Source organism: Franconibacter sp. IITDAS19, assembly GCF_023079515.1.
GTDB lineage: Bacteria > Pseudomonadota > Gammaproteobacteria > Enterobacterales > Enterobacteriaceae > Franconibacter > Franconibacter pulveris.
On the sequence record NZ_JALJCP010000011.1, the window covers coordinates 125520 to 147798 of the forward strand.

At 56.3% G+C, this 22279-nt stretch carries 22 protein-coding genes and 3 tRNA genes; 13 read left to right on the forward strand and 12 right to left on the reverse strand.

The features are described from left to right. Window positions 1-50 precede the first annotated feature (50 nt). The gene (locus tag MT962_RS21000; RefSeq protein WP_247366355.1) at window positions 51-1352 is read right to left on the reverse strand and encodes an anaerobic C4-dicarboxylate transporter; all 1302 of its coding nucleotides are present in this window, start codon (window positions 1350-1352) and stop codon (window positions 51-53) included. Window positions 1353-1469: 117 nt separating this feature from the next. Then, a complete protein-coding gene (gene aspA, locus MT962_RS21005; protein WP_024557241.1) occupies window positions 1470-2906 on the reverse strand; it encodes an aspartate ammonia-lyase in 1437 nt (478 codons plus the stop codon). Window positions 2907-3243: 337 nt separating this feature from the next. On the opposite strand from aspA, the gene MT962_RS21010 reads away from it, so the two are divergent. The 4 genes from MT962_RS21010 to MT962_RS21025 all read left to right on the forward strand — a co-directional run bounded on the left by MT962_RS21010 (window position 3244) and on the right by MT962_RS21025 (window position 6342). Beyond that, on the forward strand, window positions 3244-3720 hold the full coding sequence (locus MT962_RS21010) for an FxsA family protein (RefSeq protein WP_024557240.1): 477 nt from the start codon (window positions 3244-3246) through the stop codon (window positions 3718-3720). Between the two features lie 134 nt (window positions 3721-3854). Next, the gene (locus MT962_RS21015) at window positions 3855-4148 is read left to right on the forward strand and encodes a co-chaperone GroES (RefSeq protein ID WP_024553409.1); all 294 of its coding nucleotides are present in this window, start codon (window positions 3855-3857) and stop codon (window positions 4146-4148) included. A gap of 46 nt (window positions 4149-4194) precedes the next feature. Further along, window positions 4195-5838 carry a chaperonin GroEL gene (gene groL, locus MT962_RS21020; protein WP_024557239.1) on the forward strand — a complete coding sequence of 548 codons (1644 nt, stop codon included), beginning with the start codon at window positions 4195-4197 and terminating at the stop codon, window positions 5836-5838. Window positions 5839-5988: 150 nt separating this feature from the next. Next, window positions 5989-6342 (forward strand): DUF4156 domain-containing protein, encoded by a 354-nt coding sequence (locus MT962_RS21025; protein WP_029696937.1) that lies wholly within the window; start codon window positions 5989-5991, stop codon window positions 6340-6342. A gap of 129 nt (window positions 6343-6471) precedes the next feature. Here the strand turns inward: MT962_RS21025 and epmB are convergent, their stop codons facing one another. After that, the gene (gene epmB / locus MT962_RS21030) at window positions 6472-7500 is read right to left on the reverse strand and encodes an EF-P beta-lysylation protein EpmB (protein WP_024560640.1); all 1029 of its coding nucleotides are present in this window, start codon (window positions 7498-7500) and stop codon (window positions 6472-6474) included. 40 nt (window positions 7501-7540) lie between these two features. On the opposite strand from epmB, the gene efp reads away from it, so the two are divergent. The 3 genes from efp (at window position 7541) to ecnB (ending at window position 8550) form a co-directional block, all read left to right on the forward strand. Further along, entirely contained in the window at window positions 7541-8107 is a 567-nt protein-coding gene (efp, locus tag MT962_RS21035) for an elongation factor P (protein ID WP_024557236.1), read from the forward strand. A 60-nt stretch (window positions 8108-8167) separates the two neighbouring features. Continuing rightward, window positions 8168-8299, forward strand: a complete 132-nt coding sequence (locus tag MT962_RS21040; RefSeq protein ID WP_247366356.1) for an entericidin EcnA/B family protein — start codon at window positions 8168-8170, stop codon at window positions 8297-8299. 104 nt (window positions 8300-8403) lie between these two features. Further along, window positions 8404-8550, forward strand: coding sequence for a lipoprotein toxin entericidin B (gene ecnB / locus MT962_RS21045; RefSeq protein WP_024553405.1), 147 nt, complete (start codon window positions 8404-8406; stop codon window positions 8548-8550). Between the two features lie 36 nt (window positions 8551-8586). Here the strand turns inward: ecnB and MT962_RS21050 are convergent, their stop codons facing one another. Continuing rightward, entirely contained in the window at window positions 8587-9192 is a 606-nt protein-coding gene (locus MT962_RS21050) for a LuxR C-terminal-related transcriptional regulator (RefSeq protein ID WP_024557235.1), read from the reverse strand. A 284-nt stretch (window positions 9193-9476) separates the two neighbouring features. Between MT962_RS21050 and sugE the strand changes: the two genes are divergently transcribed. Beyond that, window positions 9477-9794 (forward strand): quaternary ammonium compound efflux SMR transporter SugE, encoded by a 318-nt coding sequence (sugE, locus tag MT962_RS21055; protein ID WP_024560641.1) that lies wholly within the window; start codon window positions 9477-9479, stop codon window positions 9792-9794. On the opposite strand, the gene MT962_RS21060 is transcribed toward sugE, so the two are convergent. From MT962_RS21060 to frdA, 5 genes are all read right to left on the reverse strand, one after another. Next, the gene (locus MT962_RS21060) at window positions 9791-10324 is read right to left on the reverse strand and encodes a lipocalin family protein (protein WP_048887124.1); all 534 of its coding nucleotides are present in this window, start codon (window positions 10322-10324) and stop codon (window positions 9791-9793) included. The two genes, sugE and MT962_RS21060, sit on opposite strands and share 4 nt — an antisense overlap. 145 nt (window positions 10325-10469) lie before the next feature. Then, window positions 10470-10829 carry a fumarate reductase subunit FrdD gene (frdD, locus tag MT962_RS21065; protein ID WP_024557232.1) on the reverse strand — a complete coding sequence of 120 codons (360 nt, stop codon included), beginning with the start codon at window positions 10827-10829 and terminating at the stop codon, window positions 10470-10472. 10 nt (window positions 10830-10839) lie between these two features. Next, on the reverse strand, window positions 10840-11235 hold the full coding sequence (gene frdC / locus MT962_RS21070) for a fumarate reductase subunit FrdC (RefSeq protein ID WP_024557231.1): 396 nt from the start codon (window positions 11233-11235) through the stop codon (window positions 10840-10842). Between the two features lie 10 nt (window positions 11236-11245). Continuing rightward, entirely contained in the window at window positions 11246-11980 is a 735-nt protein-coding gene (locus tag MT962_RS21075) for a succinate dehydrogenase/fumarate reductase iron-sulfur subunit (RefSeq protein WP_024557230.1), read from the reverse strand. Beyond that, the gene (gene frdA / locus MT962_RS21080) at window positions 11973-13763 is read right to left on the reverse strand and encodes a fumarate reductase (quinol) flavoprotein subunit (RefSeq protein WP_024557229.1); all 1791 of its coding nucleotides are present in this window, start codon (window positions 13761-13763) and stop codon (window positions 11973-11975) included. The genes MT962_RS21075 and frdA overlap by 8 nt, the downstream gene beginning before the upstream one ends. Before the next feature lie 290 nt (window positions 13764-14053). On the opposite strand from frdA, the gene epmA reads away from it, so the two are divergent. Beyond that, window positions 14054-15031, forward strand: coding sequence for an elongation factor P--(R)-beta-lysine ligase (gene epmA, locus MT962_RS21085; RefSeq protein WP_024557228.1), 978 nt, complete (start codon window positions 14054-14056; stop codon window positions 15029-15031). A gap of 142 nt (window positions 15032-15173) precedes the next feature. Here the strand turns inward: epmA and mscM are convergent, their stop codons facing one another. The 3 genes from mscM to rsgA form a co-directional block, all read right to left on the reverse strand. Beyond that, on the reverse strand, window positions 15174-18509 hold the full coding sequence (gene mscM / locus MT962_RS21090) for a miniconductance mechanosensitive channel MscM (protein WP_247366357.1): 3336 nt from the start codon (window positions 18507-18509) through the stop codon (window positions 15174-15176). A 24-nt stretch (window positions 18510-18533) separates the two neighbouring features. Beyond that, on the reverse strand, window positions 18534-19496 hold the full coding sequence (asd, locus tag MT962_RS21095) for an archaetidylserine decarboxylase (RefSeq protein ID WP_024557226.1): 963 nt from the start codon (window positions 19494-19496) through the stop codon (window positions 18534-18536). A 106-nt stretch (window positions 19497-19602) separates the two neighbouring features. After that, window positions 19603-20658: a small ribosomal subunit biogenesis GTPase RsgA gene (rsgA, locus tag MT962_RS21100; RefSeq protein WP_024557225.1), complete on the reverse strand. Its 1056-nt coding sequence runs from the start codon at window positions 20656-20658 to the stop codon at window positions 19603-19605. A 111-nt stretch (window positions 20659-20769) separates the two neighbouring features. Here rsgA and orn point away from each other — a divergent pair, with 111 nt between their 5' ends. The 4 genes from orn to MT962_RS21120 all read left to right on the forward strand — a co-directional run bounded on the left by orn (window position 20770) and on the right by MT962_RS21120 (window position 22019). Further along, window positions 20770-21315 carry an oligoribonuclease gene (gene orn, locus MT962_RS21105; RefSeq protein WP_024557224.1) on the forward strand — a complete coding sequence of 182 codons (546 nt, stop codon included), beginning with the start codon at window positions 20770-20772 and terminating at the stop codon, window positions 21313-21315. A 166-nt stretch (window positions 21316-21481) separates the two neighbouring features. Continuing rightward, a tRNA-Gly gene (locus tag MT962_RS21110) sits at window positions 21482-21557 on the forward strand. Between the two features lie 155 nt (window positions 21558-21712). Beyond that, window positions 21713-21788, forward strand: a tRNA-Gly gene (locus tag MT962_RS21115). A gap of 155 nt (window positions 21789-21943) precedes the next feature. Further along, window positions 21944-22019 (forward strand) — tRNA-Gly (locus MT962_RS21120). The last annotated feature ends 260 nt before the right edge of the window (window positions 22020-22279 follow it).

Genomic DNA, 22279 nt, shown 5'->3' on the forward strand with positions numbered 1-22279 from the left:
AGGACGGGGAATAAGGCAACGGGCCGCGAACGGCCCGTCTTTACGCGGCGTTACAGCAGCAGGCCGCCGATAACAAAACCCAGAATCACGCAGAGCGCGATGGCGATAACGCCCGGGATCAGGAAGGCATGGTTAAAGACATATTTGCCGATGCGGGTCGAACCCGTATCGTCCATCTCTACTGCTGCCAGCAGCGTCGGATAGGTCGGCAGCACGAACAGCGCCGAGACCGCAGCAAAAGAGGCGACGGCGGTGAGCGGGCTTACCCCGAGCATCAGCGCGGCGGGCATTAATGCTTTCGTGGTCGCCGCCTGCGAGTAAAGCAGGGTGGCTGCGAAGAACAGCACTACCGCCAGCAGCCAGGGATAGCTGTGCAGCAGGTTGCCCGCCACCGCCTGAATATCGTCGATATGGTGTTTAACAAACGTATCGCCAAGCCACGCGACGCCCAGCACGCAGATACAGGCGCTCATGCCCGACTTAAAGGTGCTGGCGTTGAGCACTTCGCCCGTATCGACTTTACAGGTAATGCAAATCAGCGTGGCGATGGTCAGCATAAAGACCACAATCGCTTCGTTGCGCGGCAGCACCGGGTTTGCGATAAGCCCCACGGTCGGGCTGATGGCGGTGGCGTAGAACATGACGGCGACAATGCCCACCAGGAAGAGGCCTACCGCGCGTTTGGCGTGCGGCTTAATCTGGAAAACCTGGGAACCGCGCAGCTTTACCTCGCCTTTTGCCAGACGTTCCTGATAAACCGGGTCGTCTTTTAACTCGGCGCCCAGAAAGTTGCAGACGATAGCCGTCAGCATCACCGCGATGAGCGTCACCGGGATACAGATGGCGAGCAGCGTCAAATAGCTGACGCCCAGCGGCTCAAGAATACCGGCGAAAAAGACCACGGCGGCGGAAATCGGGGAGGCGGTGATGGCGATTTGCGACGCCACCACGGCGATGGATAACGGACGGGACGGGCGAATGCCTTGCTCTTTGGCCACTTCCGTAATGACCGGCAGCGTGGAAAACGCGGTATGGCCGGTGCCGGCGAGAATGGTCATAAACCAGGTGACCAGCGGCGCGATAAACGTGATGTATTTTGGATGACGACGCAGCAGTTTCTCCGCCAGGCTCACCAGGTAATCCATTCCGCCCGCCACCTGCATTGCGGCGATAGCGGCGATAACCGCCATAATAATTTCAATAACGTCAAAGGGAATCGCCCCAGGTTTAATCTGGAACAGCAGGGTCAGCACCAGCACGCCCAGCCCGCCGGCAAAGCCGATACCGATGCCGCCGAGCCTGGCTCCGAGATATATCGCCAGCAAGACGATGACGAGTTCAGCACCAAACATAGTGGTCTTCCTTGTTTTAACGAGTTGATAAAAATTTGTTGTGTTTTCGTAGCCCCTGAAAACGAAAAAGGCACGTCCTTAATGGACGTGCCTTTGTAAGTTTACCCTGAATAGGGATTACTGTTCGCTTTCATCGGTATACCGTTTGGCTTTGTAAACCGGGTGCATGAGGTTATGCACCGAGAAGATATCGTCGAGCTCCGCTTCGGTCAGCAGGCCGCGCTCCAGCACCACTTCCCGTACGCTCTTGCCGGTCATGGCGCAAATCTTGCCGACGATATCGCCGTTGTGGTGGCCGATGAACGGGTTGAGATAAGTCACGATGCCGATGGAGTTATAAACGTAACCTTCGCACACTTCTTTATTGGCGGTGATGCCGTTGACGCATTTCTCCAGCAGGTTGTAGCAGGCATTGGTCAGGATGTGGATAGATTCGAACATCGCCTGGCCGATAACCGGCTCCATGACGTTGAGCTGCAGCTGACCCGCTTCAGACGCCATGGTTACCGTGGTGTCGTTGCCGATAACTTTAAAACAAACCTGATTTACCACTTCCGGCACGACCGGGTTCACTTTCGCCGGCATGATGGAGGAACCTGCCTGGAGTTCCGGCAGATTGATTTCATTCAGGCCCGCGCGCGGACCGGAAGAGAGCAGGCGCAGGTCGTTACAAATTTTCGACAGCTTAACCGCCAGGCGTTTCAGCGAGCTGTGCACCATCACGTAAGCGCCGCAGTCGGAGGTGGCTTCAATCAGGTCTTCCGCCGGCACCACCGGCAGGTTGCTCACTTCCGCCAGCTTCTGCACCGCCAGGTGTTGATAGCCGTCCGGCGTGTTAAGACGCGTGCCGATAGCGGTGGCGCCAAGGTTCACTTCCAGCAGCAGCTCCGCGGTGCGCAGCAGGTTTTTGGTCTCTTCGTTCAGCAGCACGGTAAACGCATGGAATTCCTGGCCCAGCGTCATCGGCACTGCGTCCTGCAACTGGGTGCGGCCCATTTTCAGGATTTTTTCAAACTCTACCGCTTTGCGCTGAAAACCTTCGCCCAGCTGGTTGATGGCGTCTACCAGCTTCACGATAGAGGCGTATACCGCAATACGGAAGCCGGTCGGGTAAGCGTCGTTGGTGGACTGGCACTTGTTCACATGGTCGTTCGGGTTCAGATACTGGTATTCGCCTTTCTGGTGACCCATCAGCTCCAGCCCGATATTGGCCAGCACTTCGTTGGTGTTCATGTTGACGGAAGTGCCTGCGCCGCCCTGGTAAACGTCTACCGGGAATTGATCCATGCACTTGCCATTGTTTAGCACTTCATCACAGGCAGCAATAATGGCGTTGGCGATGCTTTTCGGAATGGTTTGCAACTCTTTGTTCGCCATGGCGGCGGCTTTTTTGACCATTACCATGCCGCGCACAAATTCCGGAATGTCGCTGATTTTGTTGTTGCTGATGTAAAAGTTTTCAATCGCACGCAGAGTATGAACGCCGTAATAAGCGTCCGCTGGAACTTCCCTGGTACCCAACAAATCTTCTTCGATACGAATGTTGTTTAACATGTGAACCTTCTTTGCTTAATCTGACTAAGTTTGCACCAAACACGCAGGAGATATGTGGTTATGGAGCCGCGATGACCAACATTTTTAGCCTCATTTGGCCTGGTGCCCGTGATGATATGCTGATGATAGCGAAAAGCCGTAATCTGGATCACTTATTGTCGCCGACGGGACATAACAATTATTAATCTGTGAAATGCATCACCGCTTATTAATTTCGAGAAAAATATCGCGGCAAAGCGATTGAATGTTGGCTACCGCGCCTCCATCTCTGACTAATCTGCTGAAAAAACGTTTATTTGCGACCGCTGAACGGCGTTCGCCAGAACAGGAGGTGCCGGTGCGCTGGATACCCTTTATTGCTATCTTTCTCTATGTTTACATTGAGATATCTCTCTTTATTCAGGTCGCGCATGCGTTGGGCGTTTTCCTGACGCTGGTGCTGGTTATCTTCACTTCAGTTATCGGCATGTCGCTGGTGCGCAACCAGGGGCTGAAAAACTTTCTGCTGATGCAGGAGAAAATGGCGGCGGGCGAAAGCCCGGCGGCGGAAATGGTAAAAAGCGTTTCGCTTATCATCGCCGGTTTCCTGCTATTGTTACCCGGCTTCTTCACAGACTTCCTCGGCCTGTTGCTGCTGCTGCCGCCGGTGCAAAAACACCTGACGCTGAAACTGCTTCCCCACTTGCGCTTTAGCCGCATGCCGGGCGGCGGTTTTAGCGCGGGCGCGGGCGGCGGCAATACTTTCGATGGCGAATACCAGCGTAAGGACGAAGGGCCGAAGCGTCTGGAAGAGCGCGATCGCGATGATCGATAAAAAAGCGAAAAAATTTTTATTTTCCCCCTTGAAGGGGGAAAACCCCATCCCCATCTCTCAGGGCACCAGCCGCGAGCATACGTGCTTCGGCCTAACCCATAACTGATACGGACTTTCTCAAAGGAGAGCTATCAATGAATATTCGTCCATTGCATGATCGTGTGATCGTCAAGCGTAAAGAAGTTGAATCCAAATCTGCTGGCGGCATCGTTCTGACCGGCTCCGCGGCGGGCAAATCCACCCGCGGCGAAGTGCTGGCTGTTGGCAATGGCCGCATCCTTGAAAATGGCGAAGTGAAGCCGCTGGATGTGAAAGTGGGCGACATCGTGATTTTCAATGATGGCTATGGTGTGAAAACCGAGAAGCTGGACGATCAGGAAGTGCTGATCATGTCCGAAAGCGACATTCTGGCAATTGTTGAAGCGTAATTTCACGCGCGACTAACTGAACGTACGAATTTAAGGGAAAAAAGATATGGCAGCTAAAGACGTAAAATTCGGTAGCGACGCTCGTGTGAAAATGCTGCGCGGCGTAAACGTGCTGGCAGATGCAGTGAAAGTTACCCTGGGCCCGAAAGGCCGTAACGTGGTGCTGGATAAATCCTTCGGCGCACCGACTATCACCAAAGACGGCGTATCCGTTGCTCGTGAAATCGAACTCGAAGACAAATTCGAGAACATGGGCGCCCAGATGGTGAAAGAAGTGGCCTCCAAAGCGAATGACGCGGCAGGCGACGGCACCACCACGGCAACCGTTCTGGCGCAGGCTATTGTGAACGAAGGCCTGAAAGCAGTAGCGGCGGGTATGAACCCGATGGATCTCAAGCGCGGCATCGACAAAGCAGTGCTGGCGGCGGTTGAAGAGCTGAAAGCGCTCTCTGTGCCGTGCTCCGACTCTAAAGCTATCGCTCAGGTAGGCACCATCTCCGCTAACTCCGACGAAACCGTAGGCACCCTGATCGCGGAAGCCATGGAGAAAGTGGGCAAAGAAGGCGTTATCACCGTTGAAGAAGGCACCGGTCTGCAGGACGAGCTGGACGTGGTTGAAGGTATGCAGTTCGATCGCGGCTACCTCTCTCCGTACTTCATCAACAAACCGGAAACTGGCGCAGTAGAACTGGAAAGCCCGTTCATCCTGCTGGCTGATAAGAAAATCTCTAACATCCGCGAAATGCTGCCGGTGCTGGAAGCCGTTGCGAAAGCCGGCAAACCGCTGGTTATCGTGGCTGAAGACGTTGAAGGCGAAGCGCTGGCGACCCTGGTGGTTAACACCATGCGCGGCATCGTGAAAGTCGCTGCGGTGAAAGCGCCGGGCTTCGGCGACCGTCGTAAAGCGATGCTGCAGGATATCGCTATCCTGACTGGCGGTACCGTTATCTCTGAAGAGATCGGTATGGAGCTGGAAAAAGCGACGCTGGAAGACCTGGGCCAGGCGAAACGCGTGGTTATCAACAAAGACACCACCACCATCATCGATGGCGTGGGCGACGAAGCAGCAATCCAGGGCCGCGTTGGTCAGATTCGTCAGCAGATCGAAGAAGCAACCTCTGATTACGACCGTGAAAAACTGCAGGAGCGCGTAGCGAAACTGGCAGGCGGCGTTGCGGTAATCAAAGTAGGCGCTGCGACTGAAGTCGAAATGAAAGAGAAGAAAGCGCGCGTTGAAGACGCCCTGCACGCTACCCGTGCTGCGGTGGAAGAAGGCGTGGTTGCCGGTGGCGGCGTGGCGCTGGTGCGCGTAGCGGCTAAACTGGCTGCGCTGACTGGCCAGAACGAAGACCAGAACGTCGGTATCAAAGTTGCGCTGCGCGCAATGGAAGCGCCGCTGCGTCAGATCGTTTCCAACGCCGGTGAAGAGCCGTCTGTTGTGGCGAACAACGTGAAAGCGGGCGACGGTAACTACGGTTACAACGCGGCGACCGAAGAATACGGCAACATGATCGACATGGGTATTCTGGATCCGACCAAAGTCACCCGTTCTGCACTGCAGTACGCTTCTTCCGTAGCGGGCCTGATGATCACCACCGAATGCATGGTGACCGACCTGCCGAAAGAAGATAAAGCCGACTTAGGCGCTGCCGGTATGGGCGGCATGGGCGGCATGGGCGGCATGATGTAATCGCCTTCGCCCGTCGTGTATGACGGGCGACCCCCAGAAATAAGAGAACCCCCGTACCAGAAATGGTCGGGGGTTTTTCTTTTGGTCATCTTTTTAGTATAAGGTCTTACCGGGCAGACTGTGTCCAGCACACTGATAACGAGGAATAACATGCGCGTGAAAGTCTCAGCAGGAATGGTTGTGGCAGCACTGCTGCTGGCAGGGTGTAGCTCCAGCAATCAGCTGACAGCGGCGGGTCAGAGCGTTCGCTTTGTGGAAGATAAGCCTGGTAATGAATGCCAACTGGTCGGCAGCGCTACCGGCGAACAGAGCAACTGGCTCTCCGGCCAACAGGGAGAAGAAGGCGGCTCAATGCGCGGCGCGGCAAACGATCTGCGCAATAAAGCTGCGCAGATGGGCGGCAATGTGGTTTACGGCGTAAGCAGCCCAACGCAGAACCTGCTTTCAAGCTTTGTGCCGACCGCCAGCAAAATGACCGGCCAGGTCTATAAGTGCCCGAACTGATCGGGCGGTGCGGCGAATAAGCGTTGTTGAAAAGGGCGGGTGCGCTTACCCGCTTTGTAAAAACAGCCTATCTGCACGACGCAGGGTGGCTAAGCGTCAGTGCCGCCATCCTCTCTTCATCTGGCTAGATCAGTTCTGGCGCAGCTGCAAATCCAGCGGCGTTTTGCTCGGCTCGCCGCCAATCTCGCGGGCAAGCTTCGGCACCATATAACCAGAAACCAGCGTCAGCAGTTCGCGCATAATGCGTCGGGCTTCTTCATCGCTGACCATGAAATGCGCTGCGCCCTGCACTTTATCCAGCACATGCAGGTAATAGGGCATCACGCCCGCATCGAACAGCGCGTTGCTGAGCTCGGCAAGTGTCGGGGCGCTATCGTTTACTCCCCGCAGCAGCACGCTCTGGTTTAGCAGCGTCACGCCCGCTTTGCGCAACCGCGCCATCGCGCCGCGAAATTCCTCATCAATCTCGCGGGCGTGGTTGATATGGTTGACCAGCAATACCTGAAGCGAGGAACGTTCAAGCCGCGCTGTCAGCTCATCGGTAATACGCGCCGGAATGACTATCGGCAGACGGCTGTGAATGCGCAGCCTTTTGATATGCGGGATAGCCTCCAGGCCAGCTATCAGCCAGTCCAGCTCCCTGTCTTTCGCCATCAGCGGATCGCCGCCGGAAAAGATTATCTCATCAAGTTCCGGGTGTGCGGCGATGTAATCCAGCGCCGCCTGCCAGTTACGCTTGTTGCCCTGGTTATCCGCATAGGGGAAATGGCGGCGGAAGCAGTAACGGCAATTTACCGCGCAACCGCCTTTTACCAGCAGCAGGGCGCGATTGCGGTATTTATGCAGCAGTCCCGGCACCACGCTGTGCTGCTCTTCCAACGGATCGGTGGAGAAGCCGGGCGCGGCGATGAACTCTTCGCGTGAAGTAAGTACCTGACGCAAAAGCGGATCGTTGGGGTTTCCCTTCTCCATGCGGGCGATAAACGCGCGCGGCACGCGCAGCGCAAACAGGCGACGGGCGTCTCGTCCGGCCTGCAGTTCGGCGTTTGTATCAATATTCAGAAGCTGAAGCAGCTCATCGGGATCGGTAACAACATCGGCAAGTTGCGATAACCAATCTTCTCTGGATGGGGGATTTAGGGTTACAATATGCGCCATTTTGTGGCTTAGCTACCAGTTAACAATTTCAGAGGGCCTTATGGCGACTTATTCTAGCAACGATTTTCGTGCCGGTCTTAAAATCATGTTGGATGGCGAACCTTACGCCGTTGAATCCAGCGAATTCGTGAAACCGGGTAAAGGTCAGGCGTTCGCGCGCGTTAAGCTGCGCCGTCTGCTGACAGGTTCCCGCCTCGAAAAAACCTTCAAATCCACCGACTCCGCCGAAGGCGCAGACGTTGTGGATATGAACCTGACTTACCTCTACAACGACGGTGAGTTCTGGCACTTCATGAACAACGAAACCTTCGAGCAGCTGGCTGCTGACGCCAAAGCCGTAGGCGACAACGCGAAATGGCTGCTGGATCAGGCTGAGTGCATCGTGACCCTGTGGAACGGCCAGCCTATCTCCGTTACGCCGCCGAACTTCGTTGAACTGGAAATCGTTGATACCGATCCGGGTCTGAAAGGCGATACCGCAGGCACCGGCGGCAAACCTGCTACCCTGTCCACTGGCGCTGTGGTGAAAGTGCCGCTGTTCGTACAGATTGGCGAAGTGATTAAAGTAGATACCCGCTCTGGCGAATACGTATCTCGCGTGAAATAAGTTCACGTTCGCTATGCGGTGTGGCGTCCGCCACACCGTTGCTTCAGGGATGGCAAACCGATGAAAACCTTTATTAGCTATCTTCTTCTGGCGCTCTTTTCCGGCGCGCTTCTGAGCGGCTGCAACACCGCGCGCGGTATCGTTGAAGATGTGCAGCAACTTGGCAATGCGATAGAACGCGCTGCCCGCTAGCCTCTAATTCTCCTAAAAATTTCTCCTTTCCCGTCGCTTTCCGGGAATTTGTCTATGCTTAAGTGGCTATACACAAACAACATTGGTAACAAAAGGAAGAAATTATGGCTAAGAAAACAATGGCGGCGCTCTTTTCTGCACTGGTGCTTTCTTCTCTGCTGACTGCCTGCAACACCACTCGCGGCGTGGGCGAAGATATTCAGAGCGGCGGCAGCGCAATTTCCGGCGCGGCCACTAAAGCCCAGCAGTAATCTCAGTAGGCGGTACGGCTGACTGTGCCGTACCGTTTATTCCACCCGCAGTTCCTGCTGCGGAACAAACAGCGAGAAGCGGTTATCCACGCCGAGCTTCATGCGAATATTCCGCTTGTAGGTGTAAACCGTCTTAACCGCGATCCCCATATTGCGGGCAATCACTTCATTTGCGATTCCGTCCGTCCACCATTTTAAAATTCGCTCTTCACGCAAGGTGAGCAGAGACGTTACGGTGCGAGCTTCACGCGTTAGCGGCTGCGTTTGCATCGCCTCTTCAATAACGGTTTGCAAATTGCCAAGCGGGATAGACTTTTCAACCGTCTTCCATGGCTTATGCGTTTCGCAATAATGTTCCAGCGCTTCTGACGTGCCGCTTTGCAGCAATAACAGGCGGGTGTATTTACCGCAGGCGGCGAAAATAGAAGAAAGCTGACTGATGTGATGAATATCCGACATAAAACTATGCAGGTCGGCCACAACCAGATCGGGCTGCCATTGCAGGATGTACTCCCTTGCGCGCAGAAGGTGGTCTGTTGCTGTGATCGCAAAAGGCGCTTCAAAGTACTCAGAGTGATTGAGCCAGCCCACCATGCCAAGACGGCTAAAATAACAGTGGTCAATGAGTAAAATTTTATACATGGTTAGCTTCGTAATCAGGGGGTCGGACAAGAGGTCACTGAATAACCATCATAAGAGGATTTAACGGCGATAAATCGTGGATCTACGGGCACTATGACGCCTATTTCTGCGCTTAACGCGTTTCTTATCTAAAATCTTGTTCTTAACCGAAATTCAGTCGGGTGGGTTGCTTTTCTGCGCTGGCAGAGGGATCATCTATACGTTTTTCCACTGGCCTTACGGGACGACCCGTAAGCGCGTCTTATGGATCGGGGACGACCCCAGCACGAACGGGAGTCATCTTTATGTCCTGGCTTATTCTTCTTATCGCTGGTCTGCTTGAAGTGGTTTGGGCTGTCGGCCTGAAATACACGCACGGTTTTACCCGGCTGCTGCCGAGCCTGATTACCATCGCCTCAATGATTATCAGCATTGTTTTGCTGTCATTTGCTATGAAAACGCTGCCTACTGGCACCGCTTATGCGGTCTGGACAGGGATTGGCGCGGTTGGCGCCGCCATCGCTGGCATCGTGCTGTTAGGGGAATCGGCGAGTCTCGCGCGTATCGCGAGCCTCGCCCTAATAGTCGTGGGAATTGTAGGGCTAAAATTCAGTACGCATTAAACCGGTTTCTGCTTTATCCACAGCAATTTTTCCACGGCAAAACCCTGCCGGGTCGCGGCATCCAGCATTTGCTGTTTTACCTGCGGGCTGATGGTCGGCGTTCGGGACAGTATCCACAGATAGTCGCGATTCGGCCCGCACACCAGCGCATGCTGGTAATCTTTATCCAGCGCGATCACGTTATAGCCGCCATAGAAGGGGCCAAAAAACGAAACTTTCAGCGCGGCGCGATTAGGGCTACCGGTAAAGTAGGCTCGTCCGTCGGTTTCCTGCCACATACCGCGATCAACATTATAGCCGCGGTTGACGACGTTCAGGCCGCCATCTTCGCGCAGGCTGTAGGTTGCGGTGACTTGTTCAAGTCCCCGTTCGAAGCGGTGATCAAAACGGGCGATTTCATACCATTTTCCAAGATAGCGGGTGGAGTTAAAGTTTTCGACAACGGTAACGCCGCGGGGAGGCGTTGGGGTACTACAGGCGACGACCAGAAACGCAACGGCGGCGGTGGTAACGATGGGCAGAAGTCTCATAACGCATTCCTTTTGACCTTTTTTGCTAAGTGTAGAAGGGGCGGGAAGTTTTTGCTTATGGCTGCGGCGACGAACAGAGGCGAAAAGGATGACGCCGCGCATAAAAAAAGCCCGCCGACCGGCAGGCTTTTTTGCTAAGGGCTTTTCAAAGCGTAATGACCCCAATTAACGTCACCACCGTCAGGATGGCGGCGAGACCATAGAATACCCATTTGCCGCTCGGCACATGGATTTTCAGGTCGTGCATGCCGTGATGGATGCGGTGTAATCCGCACCACAGCGGCAGAACAATCATCAGGAAGATAAACAGGCGGCCGATAAAACTCTGGGCGAACGCCAGCACGCGATCATAACTTAACGCCTCGCCCGGATAGAGACCGAGCGGCAGCAGGATGCCGACCAGCAGCACGATAACCGGCGCAAAAAGAGCGCCCCACATGCCGCCTGCGCCAAACAGCCCCCAGAAGACCGGCTCGTCGGAACGTTTCGGGTTGGAATTTATCACGGCTTTCTCCTTACCAGAACAGGGCGACAAACAGAACCACAACGGTCACGACGGCGGCTGCCGCCCATAACCCTTTTATTACCGGCTCCGGGCCCAACTTTTCGTCTTTAACAATGATATTGGCCGCTTTAGGCGCCAGTTCGAACCAGGTTTTGGTATGCAGCAGCGCTGCCGCAAGCGTTATCAGGTTTAAAATCACCACAATCGGGTTTTGCAGGAAACCGACAAACGACGCCCAGGATTCCGGGCCGTTTTTTACGGCAAACAGGCCGTAAATCAGCACAATGCTGAACCAGACGGTGGGAATGGACGTACCTTCCCTCAGCATATAAAAGCGATAGAACCCCAGCTTTTGCCACCAGGTGGGCGTCATGGTCCGCACATAAGGTTTACGTTTAGTCGTCATTGAGCGCTCCTTAGCGAGGTTTCAGGGTGGCAATCAGAAAGTCTTTCGAACTTTCCACTTTGCCCTGCTGAATAGCGGCGGCCGGGTCGACATGTTTCGGGCACACTTCTGAGCAGAAGCCGACGAAGGTGCAGGTCCAGACGCCGTTCTGGCCGTTCAGTTGCGCCATGCGCGCCTTTTTGCCGCGATCGCGGCTGTCGAGGTTATAGCGATGGGCAAGCGTAATAGCCGCCGGGCCGATAAACTCCGGGTTCAGGCCGAACTGCGGGCAAGCGGCGTAGCACAGGCCGCAGTTGATGCAGCCTGAGAACTGGTGATACTTCGCCATCTGCGCCGGCGTCTGGGTGTTCGGACCTTGCTCCGGCGTACGCGGGTTGCCGATGATATAAGGCTTAATCGCTTCGAGGCTTTCGATAAAGTGGGTCATATCGACTACCAAATCGCGCTCTACAGGGAAGTTCGCCAGCGCCTCGACCTTCATGCCGCCGGGGTAGTCGCGCAGGAACGTTTTGCAGGCAAGCTTCGGCACGTTGTTGACCATCATGCCGCAGGAGCCGCAAATCGCCATGCGGCACGACCAGCGATAGCTTAAGTCCGCCGCCAGGTTATCTTTGATGTAGCCTAATGCGTCCAGTAATGACGTTTGCTCATCCCAGGGCACCTCGTAAAACGCGCTGTGCGGGGCGCTGTCGGTTTCCGGGTTATAGCGCACCACTTCTATTTTCAGGTTTTTCATCTCAGCCATTCGCCTGCTCCTTCTTCTCGGCCGCTTCCGCTTCCGCCCCGTAAACGCGTTTCGCTGGCGGCAGCGTCGTGATTTTCACGTCGCTGTAGTCGAGACGGGTAGTACCGTCCGCATTGCGGAAGGCGAGGGTATGTTTCAGGAAGTTGACGTCATCGCGCTCAGTACAACCTTCATCAAGGCGCTGGTGCGCGCCGCGCGACTCTTTACGCGCCATAGCGGAATGGGCCATGCATTCGGCGACGTTAAGGCCATGACCCAGCTCAATGGTGTAGAGCAGATCGGTATTGAAAACGCTGGAGGTGTCGGTAATGCGAACGCGCTTAAAGCGCTCTTGCAGCTCGGCAAGCTTGTCGATGGTTTTCTGCATCAGCTCTGGCGTGCGATAAATACCGCAGCCTTCTTCCATGGAAAGGCCCATCTCATCGCGAATTTTCGCCCAGCTTTCATTGCCCTGCTGATTAACCAACGCTTTCAGGCGCCCTTCAACGTCGGTGGCCTGCGCGCTAAGCGCTGCCTCGTTCGCCGGTTGCGCTTCGTTCGCCCGGGCCATCGCCTGCTCGCCCGCGAGGCGGCCAAATACCACCAGCTCCGCCAGCGAATTAGAGCCAAGGCGGTTGGCGCCGTGCAGCCCGACGCTTGAACATTCCCCTACGGCAAAGAGCCCCTTGATGCGAGTTTCGCACTGCTGATTGGTTTCGATGCCGCCCATGGTGTAATGAGCCGTCGGACGCACCGGAATCGGTTCTTTTACCGGGTCGACGCCGACATAGGCTTTCGCCAGCTCGCAGATAAACGGCAGCCGCTCCAGCAGTTTTTTCTCGCCGAGGTGGCGCAAATCGAGATAAACCACATCGCCGCGCGGCGTGGCGATGGTATTGCCCTTGCGCCATTCGTGCCAGAAAGCCTGCGAGACTTTATCGCGTGGGCCGAGCTCCATATATTTGTTCTTCGGCTCGCCAAGCGGCGTTTCCGGGCCCATGCCGTAATCCTGCAGGTAGCGGTAGCCGTCTTTATTCACCAGGATGCCGCCTTCGCCGCGACACCCTTCGGTCATCAGGATGCCGGAGCCGGGCAGCCCGGTGGGGTGGTACTGCACAAATTCCATGTCGCGCAGCGGTACGCCATGCGCCAGCGCCATGCCCATTCCGTCGCCGGTAACGATGCCGCCGTTGGTGTTGTAGCGATAGACGCGGCCTGCGCCGCCCGTGGCCAGCACCACCGCGTTGGCGCGGATTTGCACAAGCTGGCCTTCCATCATGTTCATCGCTACCAGTCCGCGCGCCTGGCCGTCATCAACCAGCAGGTCGAGTACGAAATGTTCGTCGAAGCGCTGAATTTGCGGAAATTGTAGGGAGGTCTGGAAGAGAGTGTGGAGCATATGGAAGCCGGTTTTATCCGCAGCGAACCAGGTACGCTCAATCTTCATGCCGCCGAAGCGGCGCACATTCACCGATCCGTCCGGGCGGCGGCTCCAGGGGCAGCCCCACTGCTCCAGTTGGGTCATCTCCGTCGGGCAGTGATGCACGAAGTAGTCAACGACATCTTGCTCGCAGAGCCAGTCGCCGCCAGCAACAGTGTCGTGGAAATGGTAATCGAAACTGTCATGATCCTGGGCGACAGCCGCCGATCCGCCTTCAGCGGCGACGGTGTGGCTGCGCATAGGATAAACTTTAGAAATCAAAGCGATTTTCGCATTGGGATTGGCTTGCGCTGCGGCTATGGCAGTACGAAGTCCCGCTCCACCGGCGCCTATCACGGCAAGATCGGCTTGAAAGATTTGCACGACATTCCTCCAGATTTTGGTTTTTTCGCAACGCGTTACTGCCCAGGGGGAGTAAAAACGACAAGCTGACGCCGCTGCGAAACGATTCCCCTGCTCCTTTGTGGGTAATCGAGTATAACCGCGCCAATGATAAGGAAATTTGACCCGATCGATTTTTTTGCCGTTCTGGCAGGCTTTTATCATCCAGCTCAGGGTGGGGGCGAAGGATAAACCGCTATTGCGCAAAATTTGTCTCGTGGCGCGGTAACGAGTAGACTTCGTGCCCTTGTTTGTCTTAGGAGAAAAGCACCATGAGCGAGACGGCCAGCTGGCAGCCGAGCGCATCCATCCCCAACCTGTTGAAGCGCGCCGCGATCATGGCGGAGATCCGCCGTTTTTTTGCGGACCGCTGCGTTCTGGAGGTGGAAACCCCCTGCATGAGCCAGGCGACGGTGACTGATATTCACCTTTTCCCGTTCAAAACTCGCTTCGTGGGCCCTGGCCATTCGCAGGGGCTCGATCTCTACCTGATGACCAGCCCGGAATACCACATGAAGCGCTTGCTGGCGGCGGGCTGCGGCCCGGTGTTCCAGCTTTGCCGCAGCTTCCGTAATGAAGAGATGGGGCGTCACCACAACCCGGAATTCACCATGCTGGAGTGGTATCGTCCGCACTATGATATGTACCGCCTGATGAATGAGGTAGATGACCTGCTGCAGCAGGTGCTGGAGTGCCAGCCAGCGGAAAGCCTCTCTTATCAGCAAGCATTTTTACGCCACCTTGAAATCGACCCGCTGTCGGCGGATAAAACCCAGCTGCGGGAAGCGGCGGCGAGGCTCGATTTAAGCAACATCGCCGATACGGAAGAGGATCGCGATACGCTGCTGCAGTTGCTGTTCACCATGGGCGTAGAGCCGCACATCGGTAAAGAGCGTCCGGCCTTTGTCTACCATTTCCCGGCAAGCCAGGCGGCGCTTGCGCAGATCAGCACGGAAGACCACCGCGTGGCGGAGCGTTTCGAGGTTTATTTTAAAGGTATTGAGCTGGCGAACGGTTTCCACGAGCTGACCGACGCGCGCGAACAGCGCCAGCGTTTTGAGCAGGATAACCGCAAGCGCGCAGCGCGCGGGCTGGAACAGCAGCCGGTGGATTATAACCTGCTGGGCGCGCTGGAAGCGGGCCTGCCGGACTGTTCCGGCGTGGCGCTGGGCGTTGACCGCCTGATTATGCTGGCGCTGGGCGCGGAAAGCCTGTCTGAGGTGATTGCTTTTACGGTGGACCGGGCCTGATAAGCGCTTAACGCTGACGGGAATATGCATCGCAAATGGCGCGTTCCAGCGCTAATAACGACGCCCACCCTGGCCCGGCAACACACTCTTTTCGTCTGTCGATTCGCCCGAAAAAAAGGGAGCCATCTGGCTCCCTTTTTTATTACAAGCTTCCCGGCGCGCGGGTGGTTTTCCCGGCGGAGGTGAAGGTTCGCGCGGTGCGCCTGCCGTCCAGGCTTTCGAGACGCATCTGGAAAGGCGGGAAGGGCAGGTCGATGCCGTGCTCGCGGAAACCTTGCAAAATCAGCTGATGGATTTCATGGCGCAGCGGCATGCGGTGGCCCATCTCCGCCGCGTGGATGCGCAGCTCAAACAGCTGAATGCCCTGTTGCAGATCCACCAGGAAGACTTCCGGCGGCGGGTTGTCTATCACATAGCTGCACTTCTCTGCGGCCCGATATAGTAACTGCGTGACCTCTTCGCTGTTGGCGTCCACCGGCGCGGGCACTGTCAGCACCACGCGGGTAACCGAGTCGGAGAGCGACCAGTTGATGAACTGTTCGGTGATAAACGCCTTGTTCGGCACGATGATCTCTTTGCGGTCCCAGTCGCTGATGGTGGTGGCGCGGGTGTTAATGCGCGTCACGCTGCCGGTTAAATCGCGAATGGTTACCGTATCGCCAATGCGGATCGGTTTTTCGAAGAGAATAATCAGGCCGGAGATAAAGTTGGCGAAGATCTCCTGTAAACCAAAGCCAAGCCCTACACCCAGCGCGGCTACCAGCCACTGCAGCTTTGACCACTCGATGCCAATCATCGAGAAGCCCACCAGCCCGCCGAACAGCATCAGCAGGTATTTGGTGATAGTGGTAATGGCGTAACCGGTGCCGGGCGTCAATTCAAGGTGCTGCAGCAGCGCCAGCTCCAGCAGCGCAGGCAGGTTACGCACCAGTTGCGTCGTGACGATGAACACCAGAATGGCGATAAGCACCGCGCCGAGCGTTATCGGCTCCAGACTTTCCACCCCTTTCACCGTGGAGGTCACGTCCCACAGCGTGATGTTCTCAAGGAAGCCAAACGCTGAATGAATTTCCGACCACAACACGATGACCGAGAGCAGGGCGATAAGCGTCAGGATCGAGCGCACCAGCCGCAGCGACTGGGCGCTGATGGTATCGAGATCGATCTCCGCCACTTCCACTTCCGCCGTTCCTTCCGTGCTGTGCGACTGGACCGGCTCTTCTTCGCCGCGGGCGCGCTGGGCGAGGATCTCCGCACGGCGTTGCTTGGCGCGATCAAACGCCAGACGGCGGCGCTGAATAAACATCCAGCGGCGGATAATGTGATAGACCACCAGCAGCAGGAACCAGATGGCGACCGACGTTTCCAGACGCGCCAGCAACGCCTGCGCCGTAGCCAGGTAGCCCACCGCCGCCGCGAGAATAGCGGTAAGCGGCGCGCACAGCATCAGGTTCCATAGCAGGCGGTTTACCCAATTATCGCCGTTGCCCTCTTTATCAAGGTAAAGCGGAATGCCCGCGCGCTTGAGGCTTAGCGTGACTATCGCCAGCGCGCCGCAAATCAGCACAAAGCACAGTCGCCCAAGCGAGCCGGAAAACTCCCGGTCGTTGAGGTTATCAAACATGATGAGCGCCATGATAAGCGGCACAATGAAGCCGATGCTCATCAGGTAATAGCGCATTGCCCGCGCCACGCGGTTGCGCGGCCAGCCGAAGTGGACGATGAACAGGCCGTTGGAGCGGGCAAAGGTGGCGCAAATCATGACCACCCACAGCAGCGGAACCGTCGCCGTTACGCCATCCCCGACCGCCACGGCGATAGGGTAAGGCCAGGCCTCCCGCAGGCCGTAACCGAGCGTCGCCCATAGCACCGGCAGCGGCGACGCCACCAGTACCGACCAGAAAACGGTGCGCAGCGTCAGGCGGAAGTGGTCCTGCGTCACTTTACCCACCTTCGCGCTGGAGCGCTCAAGGAAGGCGGTAAAATGGCGGCGTGAGCTAATGCTAAAGCCTACCAGCAGCAGCGCGCCGAAAAGCGGCAACAGCGTCTCTTTGCTGGTCACCATCATGATGGCGGCTTTGCCAAGCTGGCCGAAGGTATCGAGCGAAATCAGGCGGCGCAGATCCTGCACGATTTCCAGCGGCCAGGCGAAAGTGAGCGGGCTGACGTCCGAGGTCCAGAACAGATAGCGGTGCGTCGCTTCGTTCACCTCTTTAAGCGCATCCTCAAGCTGGCTATTGGAGACTTTCAGCTTGGTCAGCTCCAGCAGCAGCGTATCGCCGCCCTGAAGCAGCGAGTTGAGCAATTCGCGCTGGGTGCGCAGCTGCGCCTCAAGGATACGGTTCTGCTCGGCGGTCAGTCGCTGGCCGTCCGCCTGACGGATCTGGCGCAACTGGGGCTGTTTATTCAGCAAATCCTCATAGCGCATGCGGTGAACGCGAAGCTGGGCCATTTCGGTATCAAGCTGCTGCGGTTTAGGCATTTCGGGTAAACGCGCTACCTGCGCGCGCAGCGCTTCGCCAAGCACGTTGGAAACGCCTAACCATTGCGACTGCTCGCGAAGCGTGGTTAAAGCCTGGCGTACCTGCAGGGTCTGTCCGGTGGCCTGGCGCTGCTGCGAGGCGACGAGATCCATGCGCTGCGCCTGCTGGTTCAACGCCTGCGAGAGTTCACGGTTGATTTTAAACTGCTGGAGGATCTCTGGCGGCAGGTTGGCACTGTTTTCAGCGAGCATCTCGGTGCTCTCCAGCGCCTGTTCCGCCTCTTTCTGCCGCTGGTTGTTGAGGTGATTGCGCAGCGCCTGAAGATACGCATCCAGCTGTTCCGCCTGTTTTTGCGCCAGTTCCGCGCGCAGGCGCGAAAGCTCCTGACGGTTGCTGGCGGAGAGCTGCGCCAGTTCCAGTTCATCCACCAGCGCCTTCAACCGCGCCGATTCCGCCTGGGCGGCGAGGCTTTGCGCCTGAGCGAGCGGACCGCTGGCCCCGTTCTGGCCGCCGGCGCGGCGTTCCACTTCATTCAACTGGCGACGGGCGTCGGTTTGCTGTTGGGGCAACTGGCTTAACGAATCGGCGATTTCCCGGGCGCGGTCCTGCTCCTGTTGCGCCAGGCGGCTTTTATCCAGCAACTGGCTGCTGACTTGCACAATCTCCTGATTGAGCGCGTCGGTAGTCAGGCCCGCAGGCACGCTTTTGGGCTCATCGCGCAGGCTGCCGAGCTGCTGGCGCAGCGTTTGCGATAGTTTAGGGAAATTATCGATAACGTCCTGATACTGCTGGGCGCGCTCGAGGGAGGCTTTACGCTCCTCAAGCGCGTTGAGGGCGGACTGGAGCGTCTCTACCGTTTCCGGCTGATTCGGCTGATCTTTAGCAGCCTTCGCCTGCTCCAGTTCCTGGGCTATCTGTTTTGCATCGGGGGCCGTCGCGGCGTACGCCCCCAGGCTGAGGCACCAGGCCATCAGTATAGTGATAATCAGGCGCACGTCAGTCTACCTTTGGTTGTGCTGTTAACCTTCTTCTTTGTCGTCGACCAGCGGGTTGGCTTCGCGCTCGGCCTGAACTTCCTGCGCCGGGATAATGGCAGGCGCAGTGTCTGCAGCCACGGCTTCGGTGGAGACCGCCAGCGGTTCGCCAAGACGGGTCACTGACAGGCTTTGCAGATGCCCTACCAACTCGACTTTACCCGGCGCGAACAGGTTGATAACCGTAGAGCCAAGCTTGAAGCGGCCCATCTCCTGGCCCTTCAGCAGCGCCACGGCGCCTTCGCTCTCGCCTTCCGGCCAGGTCCAGCGCTTAATAACGCCTTCGCGCGGCGGGTTGATAGTGCCCGCCCAGACGGTTTCAATGCTGCCGACGATCGTCGCGCCGACCAGAATTTGCGCCATCGGGCCGAATTCGGTATCGAACAGGCAGATAACGCGCTCGTTACGGGCAAACAGGTTAGGCACGTTCTGCGCCGTCAGATGGTTAACGGAGAAGAGATCGCCCGGCACGTAGATCATCTCGCGCAGGATACCGTTGCACGGCATGTGGACGCGGTGGTAGTCACGCGGCGAGAGATACGTGGTGGCGAAAGCGCCGTTGCGGAACAGGTCCGCCATAATGTAATTGCCCGCCAGCAGCGCTTCCAGGCTGTAATTATGGCCTTTCGCCTGCAGGATCTTGTCGTTTTCGATGCGCCCTAACTGACTGATAACGCCATCGGCTGGCATCACCAGCACGTTCGGATCGGTATTCACCGGACGCACGTCGTCGCGCAGCGGGCGAACAAAGAATTCATTAAAGGTGCGGTAGCTGGCGGTATCCGGCTTCTGCGCCTCTTTCATGTTGACCTTGTAATATTTCACAAACAGGTCGATAACCAGTTTGGTCAGCCAGCCGGCACGCTTACTTGCGCCCCAGCCCGCCAGGCGAGTGAGCCACAGTTTCGGCAGAAGGTATTGAAGCGAAAGTTTGATGTCGTTTAGCAAGGTAGCCTCCAGGCTAAGTATTTTGCCAGTCCTGGCCCGTTCCGCGCGCGGCGGAGCGGGCATCGCAGAAAAAAAGGGGCGATTTTAGCGACGCCCAGCTTAATTGTCAGTCGTCGGTTTCAGAAAAGCTTTTACGCGTTTTTACCTGCGCCATACTTTCCAGAATACGGTGATAGTTGTCGAAACGGCTTTCGGCGATTTCGCCGCGCTCCACCGCCGCGCGAATGGCGCAACCTGGGTCATTATCGTGGCGGCAATCGCGGTATTTACAAGTGCCTAAATAGTCGTGAAATTCGACAAAACCGTGGGTGATTTGTTCCGGCTCAAGGTGCCAGAGACCGAATTCGCGCACGCCTGGGGAGTCAATCACATCGCCGCCATGCGGGAAGTGATAAAGGCGGGCTGCCGTCGTGGTGTGTTGGCCGAGGCCGGAGACATCCGAGACGTCGTTCGTGAGGATTTCATCCTCTTTGAGCCCCAGCAGGGCGTTCAGCAGACTTGATTTGCCGACGCCGGACTGGCCGGCGAAAATGCTGATGCGACCGATAAGCGCCTGCTCCAGCGCTTCCAGCCCGTGCTCAGCATGGCTTGAGACCAGCAGCACGCGATAACCAATACCGCGGTAGATATCCATCTGTTCATTAACAAAATTCATGCCTTCTTCATCCAGCAGGTCGATTTTGTTAAGCACGATAAGGGGTTCAATCTCCAGGGTTTCGCAAGCCACCAGGTAGCGGTCGATAATGTTCAGCGACAGCTCCGGTAAAATGGCGGAGACGATAACAATCTGGTCGATATTGGCGGCGACGGGCTTCACGCCATCGTAATAATCCGGGCGCGTCAGTACCGAGGTGCGCTCATGCACCGCTTCCACGATGCCATTGATGGTCACCCCTTCGGTGGCCTCTTTCGCCGGGCGCCACACCACGCGATCGCCGGTTACCAGCGAACGGATAGTGCGGCGGATGTTGCAGCGGTGCACGGCGCCGTCTGCCGACTCCACGTCCGCATGCATGCCAAACCGGCTGATGACCGTGCCTTCGCGCGGTTCGCCAAACAGGTTGTCATCGTAATCGGCCTTCTCCGTCGACTGCTTAAGCCGACGCTGATGATTGGCCTTTACGCGGCGCTGCTGACCTTTGGAGAGTTTATTTTTACTCAATCGCCCTGGCTCCTGGTCGCCCGTGATGGGCAAAACCTCTATGATACACGCTATTTTATACGAATTAACTGAGAGTCACCGTGGGGTGACGCGAGAAGGGTGGAAAATAGCATGAGTGGAAATGAAAACAATCTGATTTGGATCGATCTGGAGATGACCGGGCTCGATCCGGAGCGCGACCGCATTATCGAAATCGCCACCCTGGTGACCGACGCGGACTTAAATATCCTGGCGCAGGGTCCGGTGATTGCGGTGCATCAGTCAGACGAACAGCTGGCGCTGATGGACGACTGGAACGTGCGCACCCATACCGCCAGCGGCCTGGTTGATCGTGTAAAGGCGAGCGCGATGGGCGATCGCGAAGCAGAGCTGGCGACTATCGCCTTTCTGAAAGAGTGGGTGCCGGCAGGTAAATCCCCTATCTGCGGCAACAGTATCGGCCAGGACCGCCGCTTCCTGTTTAAATACATGCCGGAACTGGAAGCCTACTTCCACTACCGTTATCTGGATGTCAGCACGGTGAAAGAACTGGCGCGCCGCTGGAAGCCGGCTATTCTCGACGGCTTTAAGAAGCAGAACACGCACCAGGCGCTGGATGACATCCGTGAATCGGTCGCGGAACTTGCTTACTACCGCGAACATTTTATTAAGCTGTGACCGGGAGAGGGGTTTTACCCCTCTGTTGCCGATAAAATCACCGCTCTGGCGAATTAATCGGCATTCAAACAAAAAACGCGAAAAAATTCGTTTAAGGGGTTGCGGCGAAAATCATTTCTCGTATAATGCGCCTCCCGTGACGACACAGAAATGTGAAACACGCAGGGCGGGAATAGCTCAGTTGGTAGAGCACGACCTTGCCAAGGTCGGGGTCGCGAGTTCGAGTCTCGTTTCCCGCTCCAAAATTTGAAAGGCCGAAAGGCAGCACCATCCTAATCACAGGATTTCAGGTTGCAACAAGGCGGCAACGGAACAAATCCGCAGAAACTTACACGAGTAAGTGACTGTGGCGAGTGAAGAAAGCCAACGCCGTAGTAGCATGAAAGACGAAGATTAAGCGGGAATAGCTCAGTTGGTAGAGCACGACCTTGCCAAGGTCGGGGTCGCGAGTTCGAGTCTCGTTTCCCGCTCCAAAATTTGAAATGCCGAAAGGCAGCACCATCCTAATCACAGGATTTCAGGTTGCAACAAGGCGGCAACGGAACCAATCTGCGGGAGCTTACACGAGTAAGTGACTGTGGTGAGTGAAGAAAGCCAACGCCGTGGCAGCATGAAAGACGAAGATTAAGCGGGAATAGCTCAGTTGGTAGAGCACGACCTTGCCAAGGTCGGGGTCGCGAGTTCGAGTCTCGTTTCCCGCTCCAAATTTCTCCAGAACGAATAAATTATCCACAGCGACAAAGCGCGCTGGGGCTGATGTTTTTTGCTTCCATCAAAACTTTCTGAACAGACTTATCCACAGTCGGGATCCGCTTCACAGCGTGAAAAGCGCGTTAATTTTATTTACAATTTTTATATAAGTTCCTGTTAATACTAAACTTAATAAGATTTCAAAATATTAATATGCGCCGCTGATTACTTTTTGTGCGTTGAATGACAAAGCATTTTTTATTTTATGCACAGC

What these genes read in the sequence shown, in the direction of transcription:
- MT962_RS21000 (WP_247366355.1), bottom strand. Translation starts at nt 1,352, where the DNA reads ATGTTTGGTGCTGAACTCGTCATCGTCTTGCTGGCGATATATCTCGGA.
- aspA (WP_024557241.1), bottom strand. Translation starts at nt 2,906, where the DNA reads ATGTTAAACAACATTCGTATCGAAGAAGATTTGTTGGGTACCAGGGAA.
- MT962_RS21015 (WP_024553409.1), top strand. Translation starts at nt 3,855, where the DNA reads ATGAATATTCGTCCATTGCATGATCGTGTGATCGTCAAGCGTAAAGAA.
- groL (WP_024557239.1), top strand. Translation starts at nt 4,195, where the DNA reads ATGGCAGCTAAAGACGTAAAATTCGGTAGCGACGCTCGTGTGAAAATG.
- MT962_RS21025 (WP_029696937.1), top strand. Translation starts at nt 5,989, where the DNA reads ATGCGCGTGAAAGTCTCAGCAGGAATGGTTGTGGCAGCACTGCTGCTG.
- epmB (WP_024560640.1), bottom strand. Translation starts at nt 7,500, where the DNA reads ATGGCGCATATTGTAACCCTAAATCCCCCATCCAGAGAAGATTGGTTA.
- efp (WP_024557236.1), top strand. Translation starts at nt 7,541, where the DNA reads ATGGCGACTTATTCTAGCAACGATTTTCGTGCCGGTCTTAAAATCATG.
- MT962_RS21040 (WP_247366356.1), top strand. Translation starts at nt 8,168, where the DNA reads ATGAAAACCTTTATTAGCTATCTTCTTCTGGCGCTCTTTTCCGGCGCG.
- ecnB (WP_024553405.1), top strand. Translation starts at nt 8,404, where the DNA reads ATGGCTAAGAAAACAATGGCGGCGCTCTTTTCTGCACTGGTGCTTTCT.
- MT962_RS21050 (WP_024557235.1), bottom strand. Translation starts at nt 9,192, where the DNA reads ATGTATAAAATTTTACTCATTGACCACTGTTATTTTAGCCGTCTTGGC.
- sugE (WP_024560641.1), top strand. Translation starts at nt 9,477, where the DNA reads ATGTCCTGGCTTATTCTTCTTATCGCTGGTCTGCTTGAAGTGGTTTGG.
- MT962_RS21060 (WP_048887124.1), bottom strand. Translation starts at nt 10,324, where the DNA reads ATGAGACTTCTGCCCATCGTTACCACCGCCGCCGTTGCGTTTCTGGTC.
- frdC (WP_024557231.1), bottom strand. Translation starts at nt 11,235, where the DNA reads ATGACGACTAAACGTAAACCTTATGTGCGGACCATGACGCCCACCTGG.
- MT962_RS21075 (WP_024557230.1), bottom strand. Translation starts at nt 11,980, where the DNA reads ATGGCTGAGATGAAAAACCTGAAAATAGAAGTGGTGCGCTATAACCCG.
- epmA (WP_024557228.1), top strand. Translation starts at nt 14,054, where the DNA reads ATGAGCGAGACGGCCAGCTGGCAGCCGAGCGCATCCATCCCCAACCTG.
- orn (WP_024557224.1), top strand. Translation starts at nt 20,770, where the DNA reads ATGAGTGGAAATGAAAACAATCTGATTTGGATCGATCTGGAGATGACC.